Source organism: Acinetobacter sp. LCT-H3 (assembly GCF_001866125.1).
GTDB lineage: Bacteria > Pseudomonadota > Gammaproteobacteria > Pseudomonadales > Moraxellaceae > Acinetobacter > Acinetobacter schindleri.
On the sequence record NZ_MODX01000042.1, the window covers coordinates 1 to 13,109 of the forward strand.

General features: G+C 41.7%; 12 protein-coding genes and 1 pseudogene. 12 read left to right on the forward strand and 1 reads right to left on the reverse strand.

Features of this window, described 5'->3' with window-relative positions; genetic code table 11:
- Positions 1-8: 8 nt before the first annotated feature.
- Positions 9-281 (reverse strand): annotated as a pseudogene (locus BK820_RS14065) (Wzz/FepE/Etk N-terminal domain-containing protein); the annotation flags it as partial.
- A gap of 286 nt (positions 282-567) precedes the next feature.
- Here BK820_RS14065 and tviB point away from each other — a divergent pair.
- The 12 genes from tviB (at position 568) to BK820_RS14125 (ending at position 13,056) form a co-directional block, all read left to right on the forward strand.
- Positions 568-1,845 (forward strand): Vi polysaccharide biosynthesis UDP-N-acetylglucosamine C-6 dehydrogenase TviB, encoded by a 1,278-nt coding sequence (tviB, locus tag BK820_RS14070; protein WP_071321263.1) that lies wholly within the window; start codon positions 568-570, stop codon positions 1,843-1,845.
- Positions 1,846-1,858: 13 nt separating this feature from the next.
- Positions 1,859-2,881, forward strand: coding sequence for an NAD-dependent epimerase/dehydratase family protein (locus BK820_RS14075; protein ID WP_071321264.1), 1,023 nt, complete (start codon positions 1,859-1,861; stop codon positions 2,879-2,881).
- A 10-nt stretch (positions 2,882-2,891) separates the two neighbouring features.
- Positions 2,892-4,064, forward strand: a complete 1,173-nt coding sequence (locus BK820_RS14080) for a lipopolysaccharide biosynthesis protein (RefSeq protein ID WP_071321265.1) — start codon at positions 2,892-2,894, stop codon at positions 4,062-4,064.
- Positions 4,064-4,657 carry an acyltransferase gene (locus tag BK820_RS14085; RefSeq protein ID WP_071321266.1) on the forward strand — a complete coding sequence of 198 codons (594 nt, stop codon included), beginning with the start codon at positions 4,064-4,066 and terminating at the stop codon, positions 4,655-4,657. Before BK820_RS14080 ends, BK820_RS14085 begins: the two co-directional genes overlap by 1 nt.
- 104 nt (positions 4,658-4,761) lie before the next feature.
- Entirely contained in the window at positions 4,762-5,310 is a 549-nt protein-coding gene (locus BK820_RS14090; protein WP_071321267.1) for an acyltransferase, read from the forward strand.
- A 33-nt stretch (positions 5,311-5,343) separates the two neighbouring features.
- Positions 5,344-6,462 (forward strand): glycosyltransferase, encoded by a 1,119-nt coding sequence (locus BK820_RS14095; protein WP_071321268.1) that lies wholly within the window; start codon positions 5,344-5,346, stop codon positions 6,460-6,462.
- Positions 6,459-7,553: a glycosyltransferase gene (locus BK820_RS14100; RefSeq protein WP_071321269.1), complete on the forward strand. Its 1,095-nt coding sequence runs from the start codon at positions 6,459-6,461 to the stop codon at positions 7,551-7,553. Before BK820_RS14095 ends, BK820_RS14100 begins: the two co-directional genes overlap by 4 nt.
- Positions 7,550-8,692, forward strand: coding sequence for a glycosyltransferase family 4 protein (locus BK820_RS14105; protein ID WP_071321270.1), 1,143 nt, complete (start codon positions 7,550-7,552; stop codon positions 8,690-8,692). The genes BK820_RS14100 and BK820_RS14105 overlap by 4 nt, the downstream gene beginning before the upstream one ends.
- Positions 8,689-9,294 (forward strand): sugar transferase, encoded by a 606-nt coding sequence (locus BK820_RS14110; protein ID WP_071321271.1) that lies wholly within the window; start codon positions 8,689-8,691, stop codon positions 9,292-9,294. Before BK820_RS14105 ends, BK820_RS14110 begins: the two co-directional genes overlap by 4 nt.
- Positions 9,291-9,947 carry a NeuD/PglB/VioB family sugar acetyltransferase gene (locus BK820_RS14115; protein ID WP_071321272.1) on the forward strand — a complete coding sequence of 219 codons (657 nt, stop codon included), beginning with the start codon at positions 9,291-9,293 and terminating at the stop codon, positions 9,945-9,947. Before BK820_RS14110 ends, BK820_RS14115 begins: the two co-directional genes overlap by 4 nt.
- Before the next feature lie 35 nt (positions 9,948-9,982).
- On the forward strand, positions 9,983-11,170 hold the full coding sequence (locus BK820_RS14120; protein ID WP_071321273.1) for a DegT/DnrJ/EryC1/StrS family aminotransferase: 1,188 nt from the start codon (positions 9,983-9,985) through the stop codon (positions 11,168-11,170).
- A gap of 38 nt (positions 11,171-11,208) precedes the next feature.
- Complete coding sequence (locus BK820_RS14125) at positions 11,209-13,056, forward strand: polysaccharide biosynthesis protein (RefSeq protein WP_071321274.1); 1,848 nt, start codon at positions 11,209-11,211, stop codon at positions 13,054-13,056.
- Positions 13,057-13,109: the final 53 nt, after the last annotated feature.

A 13,109-nucleotide genomic window follows, 5' to 3' on the forward strand; every position in this document is an offset into this window, starting at 1 on the left:
ATTTATGAAAGAGGTCTAATAACTTTTTCTGTTAAAAGATTAGATTTTAAGATTTCAATCTGTGATTGAGTAAACTGATTCTGATCCATGTTACTTTGAGGAGAAGCTTGTACTTGTAGAAGTGCTTCAGCCTGATAAGTATTTGGTGTAATACGTAAATAGAGTAAAGCCATGAATAAGCTAATACCTATACATAAAAAAATTAATTTCCATTCAGATAGAAGTGAGAAGAAAAGTTCTTTTAAGTCAATTGTATCTTCAGTATTAGAATTATTGATCATAGGTCATCATATAAGGCAAAGTGTGGTGTCGGTTAAACTGTAATATGCTAGTTTTCAGGATATTACCAAAAAAACGCAATAAGCATAAAATGGATAGATTTAATCCTTATCTTTTCATTGAATCTAGTCAAAGAAGCTTGATTTGAGGAAGCGAGTGGTAGGGATAGAGGGATATTTTGAATATTGCTATAAAAGATTTAAAAAATATTTTTTGTATTTTTTGATATAGTATTTGACTTTGAAAATATGATTTTGTGATGTCACAAAATATAAGTAAGGCATAGAGATGCAGGTATTTGATGATTTAAAAATTGCCATTATCGGATTAGGTTACGTCGGTTTACCGCTAGCTGTTGAATTTGGTAAAAAAGTACCTGTCGTGGGCTTTGATATTCATCAAAAACGTATTGATGAACTGCGATCAGGTAGAGACCATACCTTAGAGGTCTCCCCAGAAGAATTAGCACAGGCAACTCAGTTGACCTATAGTGCAGAACTAAATGATTTAAAAGACTGTAATTTCTTTATTGTGACGGTTCCAACGCCAATTGATGAGTTTAAACAGCCTGATCTCACGCCATTAATTAAAGCATCGCAAAGTATCGGTCAGGTTCTTTCAAAAGATGATGTGGTCGTTTACGAATCGACGGTTTATCCGGGGGCGACAGAAGAAACCTGTATTCCTGTATTAGAGGAAGTGTCAGGTTTGAAATTTAACCAAGACTTCTTTGCAGGCTATAGCCCTGAGCGCATTAATCCAGGTGATAAACTGCACCGTGTCACCAATATTCTTAAAATTACCTCAGGTTCAACGCCTAAAGTTGCTGACTTTGTCGATGAAGTCTATAACCTGATCATTGAAGCAGGCACGCACAAAGCGCCAAGCATTAAAGTGGCTGAAGCGGCCAAGGTCATTGAAAACACACAACGTGATGTCAATATTGCGCTGATCAATGAGCTTGCCGTGATCTTTAATAAAATGGATATTGATACAGAAGCAGTACTCCAAGCTGCAGGGACGAAATGGAACTTCTTGCCATTTCGTCCTGGTCTTGTGGGTGGTCACTGTATCGGGGTCGATCCGTACTACTTAACCCATAAAGCGCAGTCGATTGGTTACCATCCTGAAATTATTTTAGCTGGGCGTCGCTTAAATGATGGCATGGGTGCTTATGTCGTGACTCAATTGGTCAAAGGCATGATCAAGAAAAAGATTCAGGTCGAAGGTGCAAAAGTTTTGGTATTGGGCTTAAGTTTTAAAGAAAACTGCCCAGACATTCGTAATACCAAAATCATCGATATCGTGCATGAGCTTCAGGAATATCATATTCAAGCCGATGTCTATGATCCATGGGTGGATGCATCAGAAGCAGAGCATGAATATGGGATTACCCCAGTTCAAACACTTGAAAACGGTCAATATGACGCTGTGATTTTGGCAGTTGCACATGATCAGTTTAAGGCGATGGATGTTGAAGCGATTCGCGGACTCGGCAAGGCTAATCATGTGTTATATGACCTTAAATATGTATTGAGTCAGTCTGAATCTGACCTTCGTTTATAATAGGACATACCCCATGAATCAATATCAACAGGTATGTAAGCAACTTCAAACCGAGCCGAAAACATGGCTGGTCACAGGTGTTGCAGGCTTTATTGGCTCGAACCTTTTAGAAACTTTGCTTAAGCTAAATCAAACCGTAGTGGGTTTAGATAACTTTGCCACCGGTCATCAATATAACTTAGATGAAGTACAAGCTTCTGTGACAGCAGAACAATGGGCGAAATTCAGTTTTATTGAAGGTGATATTCGTCAGTTTGCAGACTGCCAAAAAGCCTGTGCAGGTGTGGATTATGTTCTGCATGAAGCAGCGCTGGGTTCGGTACCACGCTCAATTGCCGACCCGATTACCACCAATGACACCAATATCAGCGGTTTTTTAAATATGCTGACTGCGGCGCGTGATGCCGGCGTGGCAAGCTTTACTTATGCGGCCAGTAGTTCAACCTATGGCGATCACCCTGCATTGCCAAAAGTGGAAGAAAACATTGGTAACCCATTGTCACCGTATGCGGTAACGAAATATGTCAATGAGCTATATGCCGATGTATTTGCACGTAGCTACGGTTTTAAAGCCATAGGTCTGCGTTACTTTAACGTGTTTGGTAAACGCCAAGATCCAAATGGTGCTTATGCAGCGGTGATTCCAAAATGGACGGCATCCATGATTGCTGGCGAAGATGTTTTTATCAATGGTGATGGTGAAACCAGTCGTGACTTCTGCTTTATCGACAACACCGTGCAAGCCAATATTTTGGCGGCAACGGCATCGGACGAGGCTAAAAATCAGGTCTATAACGTCGCAGTCGGTGACCGTACCACATTGAATGAGTTATATCGTGCCATTCAATCTGCACTTGCGGAAAATGATGTGCAGTTTGAGCGTGATCCGGTGTACCGTGATTTCCGTGCTGGCGATGTACGACATTCACAAGCGAGTATTGCCAAAATTCAAGAGCATTTAGGTTATGCGCCTGAGTTTAAAATTGCCGAAGGCATTCAATTGGCGATGCGTTGGTACGTGAACAACTTAAAATGATCTTGAACAGATGATTGCGAAACTGTTCGCAAAGTATCAGTCAATTGGGCTGATTACCTTAAGTTTACTGGCAGGTGCGATAATGACATTTATCGCACTTCCTGTTTTAACACGCCTGTATTCGGTTGCAGACTTTGGTGCTTATGGTATTGCTTTAGCGATTGTCAGTGTTTTATCGACGGTTGCAAATTTACGCCTTGATCAAGCCTTATTGGTTGCTGAGGAACAGGATAAAAAAAGCCTGATTTTTGAAGGGGTTGTATTCTCAACTGTTATTGCTATTGTTAGTGGCATCGTCATCAGCTTTCTTTTCAATATTGAAATGGGTTGTGCCGTGGCGACTGGCGTACTTGCCAATACGCTGATTCAAAGTCTGTATAATTATCAATTTTCCGCGCATAAAGAATATTTCTGTGCAGGCTTAAATATTTTTAGAAGTGCAATCGTCGTGGCGGTTCAACTGTCTTTGCCACTCATCATGCAAATCAACTTGGTCAATAGCTATAACGTCAGTTCGATCATTATGATTGTGGCGGTGTTAATTTATGTATTGAAACATCAACTGTATCAAGTCAGCTGGCAGGCATTTGAAAATTACAAAGATTTCATCTATGCCAATACACCACATGCTTTGCTGAATAGTTTTTCGCATAACTTGCCGTATTATGTGGTGTCGCATTTTGTGGGTGTACAGGCAATGGGTTTCTATGCCATTGTCGAACGGACTTTGCGTGTACCAATTAATCTGATTTCGCAAACCTTGCGTCAATTCTTTATTCGTCAATTTAAAACCACGAATTCAAATCAAAATGCCTTAAAGGCGAGTGTGCTGCTTAGTCTGGTTTCACTGCCTTTATTTGCTGTATTTTTTATTCTGCCTGAATCTGTTTATTTATGGATTTTTGGTCGTGAATGGGTCGGCATTTCAACCTATTTTCAAATTTTAGCTTTGGGCTATTGGGCGATTTTTTGTAATCCACCCAGCTCTGCTTTTTTGATTGCTAAGCGCAATAGCCACGTTTTATTTAAATTGCAAATTGTAGAAATGATCATTAAGTTCGCATTATTTGCAGGCTTATATGTTTTATTTAAAGATAAAATTTATATGCTATTGGCAGTGCCTGTGGCGCTGATCATCTATAACTTTGCCATTTTATTGGTGGTGTGGAGAAACAAAAACTGATGTTTTTTAAACTATTAAAACTGATGAATTGGTTCACTGCGCAATGTCGTCAGCAATTTTATAACCTCGCTTTTGGCACTAAATTTCGCTATTTCGGTAAAGGCTGTACGGTGGATATTCGTGGACAAGTCAAGATCGGTAACAATGTCTATATTGGTGATCATGTTAGCTTAATTGTTGAAAATGGCGCGGTGCTTGAGATTGCCGACAACAGTTTTATTGGTGAAAACTGCTATATCAAATGCTTTGGTGGCAAGGTTTTAATTGGCAAAGATGTCAGTATCAATTCCAAGTCGTATATTAATGGCTGTGGGGGTGTGAGCATTGGTGATAACACCCGTATTGGCACACAAAGTATTATTATTGCGAGTAATCATAGGTTTGGTGAGCCTGATTTTTTAGTCAAAGATGCGATTACCAAACTGGGTGTGAGCCTTGGTGAAAACATTTGGCTTGGCGCACGTGTGACAGTTTTGGATGGTGTCAGCATTCCAAGCAATAGTGTGATTGGTGCCTGTAGTTTAGTGTCTAAACCATTGGATGCTGCTGGGGTGTATGTGGGTAGCCCCGTCAAGAAAATCAAAGCACTTTAAAACAAGTTTCATGTGACTTTGACACGCATATCTTCAAGCGCATTTTCAGCGTAAAATATTTAGCGATTTTTCTTCCTTTTTAGAATCTAACATAGGTCATGCATATGGCATTGATTGTTTCTGTTTTTCGACAGTTGTTTGATCTGGCGTATTTTATGGCCAAAGGCAGTGTGGCATATGCACGTAAAAAGGGCGTCAAAGTGGGTGAAAACTGCCGAATCTATACTAAAAATTGGGGCTCAGAACCGTTTTTAGTCACCATTGGCGATCATGTCACGGTCACCTCAGGCGTGAAGTTTATTACTCATGATGGCAGTACCTGTTTGGTTAAAGATGATCAAGGCAAACGCTATCAACGCTTTGCGCCAATTCAAGTTGGCTCACATGTGTTTATTGGAGTAAATACGATTATTATGCCGGGTGTCACCATTGGTTCGAATGTGGTGATTGGCGCAGGTTCGGTGGTGACCAAAGACATTCCTGATCATAGCGTGGCGATTGGTGTGCCTGCCAAAGTGGTCTCAAGCTTTGCTGATTATCAAGCCAAAATTCAAAGCACCTGTGCCAGTGATAGCGATTTGGTTGGCATCCCTGATTACGGTGAGCGTGTGGAACGTGCTATGGCGATTCAAGCCTCAAAAAACTCAAACTAATATTTTTCCATTTCATGTTATTTAGGTCTAATTATGTTGAATAAAGTCATGTTCTTTTTGCCAAGCTTGGGCGGTGGCGGTGCAGAACGTACGGTCATTCAACTGGCAAACAGCTTTGCTGAACAAGGGCTGAAGATTCATGTGGGCGTGTGCGATCTATATGGTGATAAAGCCAAACTGTTGCCTGAAGTCAGCCCTAAAATTGAGTTAATCAATTTTAATTGTGGTCGGGTGATGAATAGCATCACGCCATTAAAAATAAAAATGAAAGCCGAACAATATAATTGTCTTGTTGCGACACAAACTCATACCAATATTGTTGCAGGCATTGCCAAAAAGTTGGCAGGCGTTCATACACGGTTGATTTTCCGTGAAGTATCTACGCCGTCGAAAAATATGAAATTGCAAGGTATTGCCAAGTTTGTACTAAAAACCTTGGTCAATTGGACGTATCCGATGGCACAGCAAGTGGTCTGTGTGTCTAAAGGTGTGGAAGCAGATTTTCGAGAATATTACCGCTATAAATCCAATAATCTCAGTACCATTTATAACCCAGTATTGGACGATGCTTATTTTGAAAAGCTGAAAGCTCCTGTTACGCATAATTTTTTTAATGACAGTAACAAAGTTATTTTAGCCGTTGGGCGTTTGACCGAAGCCAAGAACTTTGGCTTTTTGATTCGTTCCTTTAAAGCCTTACACGATCAGCATGCAGATACACGCCTGATTATTTTAGGTGAGGGCGAACTTCGTACTGAGTTTGAAGCCTTAATTACGGAATTGGGTTTAAACGATGTGGTGGATTTACCGGGCTTTGATGCCAATCCTTATGCCTATTTTAAATATGCCTCGTTGTTTGTTTTAAGCTCGAACTGGGAAGGCTTGCCGGGTGTCCTGATTCAAGCCTTGGCATCTAAAGTGAAAGTCGTGAGTACCGATTGCCCAAGTGGTCCTATGGAAATTTTAGACCATGCTAAGTTTGGCTTATTGGTTGACTGTAATGATCAGGCAGGTCTGACTCTAGCGATGCATCAAGCAATTTTTGCAGATTATATGCAATATTCAGATGCTGATTTCGACACGCATATTCAGCAGTTCCATAAACACACTGTGCTGAAACAGTACCTAAACATGATGGAGTCTGCATCATGAGCAAACCTTTAATGGTGCATGTAATTACCAACTTTGCAGGGGTTGGCGGTGCTGAGATGATGCTGGCACGTTTGATTCAATATACAGAAGATCAGTATCAACATGTGATTATTAGTTTGATGCTAACGTCTGAGGTTTATCAAAGCACTTTAGATCGTTGCCAATCACATTATGCACTGCAGTGGAATGGTTTAAATACCTTAAGTACGATTCAAAAACTGCGTGGACTACTCAAACAACTGCAACCCAAAACTGTGCAATGTTGGATGTATCACGCCAATGCGTTGACCAGTCTGAGTGTCATTGGTTTAGCAAGCAAACCCAATGTGGTGTGGGGGATTCATCATTCGCTGGCATCACCCAAAGAGGAATCGCTAAGTACCAAAATTGCACTCGGTTTAAGTAAATTTTTCTCGAAACAACCGAGTGCCATTATTTACTGTGCGCATTCATCCAAACAGCAACATACTGATTTTGGTTTTCAAAATGCCCATCAGCATGTGATTGCTAATGGCGTATTTCTGGATAAATTTCAGCCGAATTTACAGCTCAACCAACCAACGGTGATTGGTTTTGCAGGGCGTTATCACACTGCCAAAGGTTATCCGTATTTGTTTGAAACCATGGGCTTGCTGAAAGATGAAAACATCATCTTTAAAATTGCAGGGAGCGGTGCAAATTTAGAGAACGTAGAAGTCAAAGCCTTATTTGAGCAATATCAATTAGATCCTAAAAAAGTGCATCTATTGGATCAAATCTCAGATATGCCTGCCTTCTATCAATCCATTGATGCATTTTTGATGACCTCTATTACCGAAGGTTTCCCAAATGTGTTGGTCGAAGCCATGGCATCGGGTTTGCCCTGTATCAGTACCGATGTCGGTGATGCGAAATACATTGTGCAAGATTTAGGCCGCATTGTTCCACCGCGCAATGCCCAAGCATTGGCAGAAGCGATTTTGGCTTATACACAAAAATCACCAGCAGAAAAACAAGGCTTAAAACAAGCGACACGTAAACGAGTCGAGCAGAATTTCAGTATTGAAACCGTCAGCCGTCAATATATGCAGGTGTGGAGCCAACAGGCATGAAATTTTTAATGATCAGTAGTTTTCTGCCGTCAGTGCTGAATTTTCGTGGCAAATTATTGGAAGCGATTGCATCCCACGGCTATGAAATTCACATTATGGCACCTGAGTTTGTAAGCTTTCCTGAAGAATTGCAAAAACTACAAGCATTCGGCTATCACTTGCATGAAATTCCAATGCAACGCACCGGCACCAATCCATTGGCGGATTTAAAACTGCTTAAAAATTTGTATCAGCAGATTCGTCATATTCAGCCGGATTATGTGTTGTCTTACACCATTAAACCAGTGATTTACGGTACGCTCGCATCATGGCTTGCAAAAGTGCCGCATCGTTTTGCTTTAATTACCGGTCTGGGTTATGCCTTTCAAAATGTCGAATCGGGCAAGCGCAGTCTGTTCCAAAAAATGGTGTATGGTTTATATGCTCAAGCCTTAAAACATAGCGATAAAGTCTTTTTCCAAAATCCTGATGATTTAAAACTGTTCCAAGACATGCATTTGCTTGAAGTCAATAAACCGACCGTGGTAGTGAATGGATCAGGCGTCAATGTGCAAGACTTTGATGTCATGGCTTTACCAAAAAATGCCAAGGGGCAGGTTAAAGCCTCTTTCTTGCTGATTGCTCGATTACTCGGTGATAAGGGCGTACGTGAATATGCTGAGTCGGCACGCATTATCAAAGCCCAATATCCAGAAGCAGAATTTCATTTGGTCGGTTGGATTGATGACAATCCTGCTGCGATTGCCCAAGCAGAAATTGATGAGTGGTTGGCTGATGATCGCCTGAAATATTGGGGTAAACTTAGTGATGTGCGTCCTGCAATTGCACAAAGCTCAGTCTATGTCCTGCCCTCTTATCGTGAAGGTACACCACGGACGGTGTTAGAAGCCATGGCAATGGGTCGTGCTGTGATTACCACCAATGCGCCAGGATGTCGTGAAACGGTATCCCATGGTGTAAACGGCTATTTGGTCGAAGTAAAATCAGTCGATGATTTGGTAAAAAGCATGCAGTATTTTATTGAAGATCCAAAACTCATCGAGCTGATGGGGCAACGTTCACGTGAAATCGCCTTAAATAAATATGATGTGCATCAGGTGAATGCCCACATGCTTGGTGAAATGGGAATCTCGGCATGATCAAACGCATTTTAGATATCACGATTGCATTGACCGCTTTAATTTTGCTGTCACCTGTGTATTTGATTGTGGCACATAAGGTGAAAAAGAATTTAGGTTCACCAGTGCTGTTTCGTCAGGTGCGTCCAGGCTTACATGGCAAGCCATTTGAAATGATCAAGTTCCGTACCATGAAAGATGCTTTGGATACTGATGGCAACCCATTACCCGACAGCGAGCGCCTCACCCCATTTGGTAAAATGCTCCGTGCTACCAGTTTGGATGAAATGCCTGAACTGTGGAACGTGATTAAAGGCGATATGAGCATTGTGGGACCACGTCCCTTACTGATGGAGTATCTGCCTTTATATAATGCTGAGCAAGCCAAACGCCACAATGTGCGTCCGGGCATCACTGGTTATGCACAAGTGAATGGTCGTAACGCCATTTCATGGGAAAAGAAATTCGAACTCGATACCTGGTATGTTGAAAACCAATCGCTTTGGCTCGATTTTAAAATCATGTTGAAAACCATCAAAAAAGTCATTGCCAAGGATGATATTAGTGCCGAGGGCGAGGCAACTATGACAAAATTTACCGGCTCACCGGAACACAAAAAATGACAACACTCTATGCGATTTATGGCGCTTCAGGTTGTGGGCGCAGTTTAATGCCTGTGGCGCGTCAGCAATTAGTACGTGAAAGCAAAGATGCTGAAATCGTATTTATTGATGATGCCTTGACAGAAATAGGCTTGGTGAATGGTCATCGTGCCATGAATTACTCAGCATTTTTAAATGAATCAGCATCGACAAAATACGTGCAAATTGCGATTGCCAATAGTCGTGTACGAGAAAAAATTGCCCATCGTTTAGAAGCAGATGGCATTGGGCTCTGGTCGATTTCTGCCGACAATGTCATTTTCATGGATGAAGTGCAAATAGGCGAAGGTTCGGCTTTAAGCCCATTTGTGACCATTACCTCCAATATTAAAATTGGGAAATGCTTTCACGCCAATTTATACAGCTATGTGGAGCATGATTGTGTGATTGGGGATTTCGTTACCTTTGCGCCAGGCGTAAAATGCAACGGCAATATTCATATTCACGACCATGCCTATATTGGCTCAGGTGCCATGATTAAGCAGGGTACCCCTGATCAGCCTTTAGTAATTGGTAAAGGTGCAATTGTCGGCATGGGCGCCGTGGTCACCAAAAGTGTGCCTGCAGGCGTTACTGTGGTTGGAAATCCTGCCCGTATTGTGACGCAAAAATAATTTTTTAAACTCGATTTTTAGACTGGGAAAATTCCATGTTAAACAGTGCATTTGAGCCTTGGCCAAGCTTTACCCAAGCAGAAGCCGATGCGGTGTCAAAAGTCCTTTTGTCCAATAAAGTCAATTATTGGACAGGTCAGGAATGCCGTGAATTTGAAAAGGACTTTGCACAGTTTGCAGGAACCAAACATGCCGTTGCGGTGGCAAATGGTACGGTGGCACTGGATTTAGCCCTCAAAGCTTTAGGTGTGGGTACAGGCGATGATGTGATTGTCACGTCACGTACCTTCTTAGCCTCAGCAAGTTCGATTGTCACCGCAGGTGCTAATCCTATTTTTGCCGATGTCGAACTGGATTCTCAAAATATCTCACGCCGTACCATTGAAGCGGTGCTGACCCCAAACACCAAAGCCATTATTTGTGTGCATTTGGCAGGTTGGATGTGTGATATGGACCCGATCATGCAATTGGCTGAGGAAAAAGGCATCTTCGTGATTGAAGACTGCGCACAAGCGCATGGTGCGATGTATAAAGGTAAATCGGCAGGTTCAATCGGGCATATTGGTGCATGGTCATTTTGCCAAGACAAGATTATGACCACAGGCGGCGAAGGGGGGATGGTCACCACCAATGACGAGCATCTTTGGAAAAAAATGTGGTCATACAAAGACCATGGCAAAAACTTTGACAGTGTCTACAACACACAACACCCACCGGGTTTCCGTTGGTTGCATGACTCATTTGGCACCAACTGGCGCATGATGGAAATGCAGGCGGTGATTGGTCGTTTGCAACTCAAAGAAATGCCTGAATGGACGGCAAAACGTAATGCCCATATGGCACGTATTCAAGCGGAATTTGAAAATAGTCCATATTTTACAGTGCCTAAACCATCTGCTGACTACGTACATGCGGCCTATAAATGCTATGTGCAAGTGAATGTTGATGCATTGCCTGAAGCATGGTCACGTGATCGCATCATGGCAGAGATCAGTGCGCAAGCTGTGCCATGCTTTAGTGGTTCATGTTCTGAAGTGTATTTAGAAAAAGCTTTTGAGGGGACACCGTGGCGTCCAGAAACACGTTTAGCCAATGCAAAAGCTTTAGGTGAAAGCAGCCTGATGTTCTTGGTTCATCCGACTTTATCTGAACAAAGCCTGCAAAAAACCGTCGATGCGATTCAAAGCGTGATTACGCAGATTCAAACTGAAAACAGCGTATAATCACGCCGTGCTATTTCAGCAGATATAATCGAGCTTCAATGAAAGATTTTATTCGTTCCATTGCCTCCTTGCCGCGTCGCCAAAAACAAGTGGTTTTGGTGACCATGGATGTGTGCATGTTGCCACTGATGATGTGGCTTGCCTATGCCATTCGTTTGGCACGTCCAAATGTCACGGTGATGCAAGGGCTTGAGGCTTGGTATATCTATGTCGCGATTTTTGGCGTATCGGTTTTTACTGTGCTGGGGATTTACCGTGCCATTGTGCGCTCATTTAACGAAGATTACTTACTGCGTATTTCAATTGGCACATTCGTTCAAATTGTCGCTTTGTATGCCATTAAAAAGTTAGATATAGCGTTTATTCCGATGAGTATTCCGCTCATGTATGGCTTTATGCTGTTTTCATACATGTGGTGGAGTCGAGCAGCCATTCGTTATGCGACCTTAAAAACTTTTGCCAAAAAACAAACTCGTAAACGTGTGGCGATTTATGGTGCAGGGCTTGCAGGACAGCAAATTTCAGCGGCTCTAAATCGTTCCGATGATTATCTGCCAGTGTGTTTTATTGATGATAAAAAATCACTCCGTGGTCAATCCTTAAGTGGTTTAAAAATCTATTCACCGAAAAAAGCGCAAAAAAAACTCGGTAAATTTGGCATTGAAGAAGTTTTGCTTGCCATGCCATCGGTGGGTCGTACCCGTAAAAAGGAAATTATTGAATCCTTTGAAGCCACTGATGTGAAAATCATGGAATTACCAGGGGTGACGCAACTGGTCGATGGTAAAGTCAAAGTGTCTGACATTCGTGAAGTGGATATTATTGATTTACTTGGCCGTGATCCTGTACCACCAAAGCCCGAATTGTTAGAAAAGAATATTAAAAATAAAGTGGTGATGGTGACTGGGGCAGGAGGTTCGATTGGCTCTGAGCTCTGTCGTCAGATCGTCAAGCATCAGCCAAAAATGCTGGTGCTGTTTGAAATGTCTGAGTTTGCTCTTTACTCGATTGATCGGGAATTACAAAACTTTGGTGTGCAGGTCATTCCGGTTTTGGGTACAGTCACAAATCAGCAAAAACTAGGACGTATTCTCAAAGACTATCAGGTGCAAACGGTTTACCATGCCGCCGCCTACAAACATGTACCTTTGGTCGAAGTAAATCCATTCGAAGGGATCTATAACACCTCAATTGGCACACAGCGTAGTGTAGATGCTGCTGTTGCTCAGGGTGTTGAAACCTTTGTGCTGATTTCAACCGATAAAGCAGTTCGACCAACTAATGTCATGGGTGCATCAAAACGTATGGCAGAACTGTATTGCCAAGGTTTAGCTTCAACACATCCAAAAACACAAATCAGTATTGTGCGTTTTGGTAATGTCCTTGGTTCATCTGGTTCAGTTGTCCCACTGTTTAAAAAGCAAATTGCACAAGGTGGGCCAGTGACTGTGACCCACCCTGAAGTGACTCGTTACTTTATGACGATTCCTGAAGCAGCACAGCTTGTGATTCAAGCCGGTGCAATGGGAACAGGTGGTGACGTATTTTTATTGGATATGGGTGAATCTGTTAAAATTGTAGATTTAGCCAAACAGATGATTCGCTTGAGTGGCTTTAGACCTGTAGATGAGCACGGGATTGGTGATATTGAAATTCAGTTTACAGGACTTCGTTCGGGTGAAAAGCTGTATGAAGAGTTGTTGATTGATGTGGAAGGTGTGCAGAAGACAGAGCATGAGCGGATTTTAAAATCATTCGAAAATTATTTTGAGTTTAATGAAATTCGTGAAACTTTTTTAAAAATTGAACAAGAAAATCATAATCTAGAAGAAAATGAATTAAAAAAATATTTATCAGTTTATGTAGATGGATATAACTTTCTATGATCCAAAGTATTATTCGGAATTATGGAATTTAATGATAATAGATCTCTTTCATA

Bases quoted from the DNA above. Each gene is read 5' to 3' on its own strand.
- tviB (WP_071321263.1), top strand. From the start codon at position 568: ATGCAGGTATTTGATGATTTAAAAATTGCCATTATCGGATTAGGTTAC.
- BK820_RS14080 (WP_071321265.1), top strand. From the start codon at position 2,892: ATGATTGCGAAACTGTTCGCAAAGTATCAGTCAATTGGGCTGATTACC.
- BK820_RS14090 (WP_071321267.1), top strand. From the start codon at position 4,762: ATGGCATTGATTGTTTCTGTTTTTCGACAGTTGTTTGATCTGGCGTAT.
- BK820_RS14115 (WP_071321272.1), top strand. From the start codon at position 9,291: ATGACAACACTCTATGCGATTTATGGCGCTTCAGGTTGTGGGCGCAGT.
- BK820_RS14100 (WP_071321269.1), top strand. From the start codon at position 6,459: ATGAGCAAACCTTTAATGGTGCATGTAATTACCAACTTTGCAGGGGTT.
- BK820_RS14110 (WP_071321271.1), top strand. From the start codon at position 8,689: ATGATCAAACGCATTTTAGATATCACGATTGCATTGACCGCTTTAATT.
- BK820_RS14125 (WP_071321274.1), top strand. From the start codon at position 11,209: ATGAAAGATTTTATTCGTTCCATTGCCTCCTTGCCGCGTCGCCAAAAA.
- BK820_RS14120 (WP_071321273.1), top strand. From the start codon at position 9,983: ATGTTAAACAGTGCATTTGAGCCTTGGCCAAGCTTTACCCAAGCAGAA.
- BK820_RS14105 (WP_071321270.1), top strand. From the start codon at position 7,550: ATGAAATTTTTAATGATCAGTAGTTTTCTGCCGTCAGTGCTGAATTTT.
- BK820_RS14095 (WP_071321268.1), top strand. From the start codon at position 5,344: ATGTTGAATAAAGTCATGTTCTTTTTGCCAAGCTTGGGCGGTGGCGGT.
- BK820_RS14085 (WP_071321266.1), top strand. From the start codon at position 4,064: ATGTTTTTTAAACTATTAAAACTGATGAATTGGTTCACTGCGCAATGT.
- BK820_RS14075 (WP_071321264.1), top strand. From the start codon at position 1,859: ATGAATCAATATCAACAGGTATGTAAGCAACTTCAAACCGAGCCGAAA.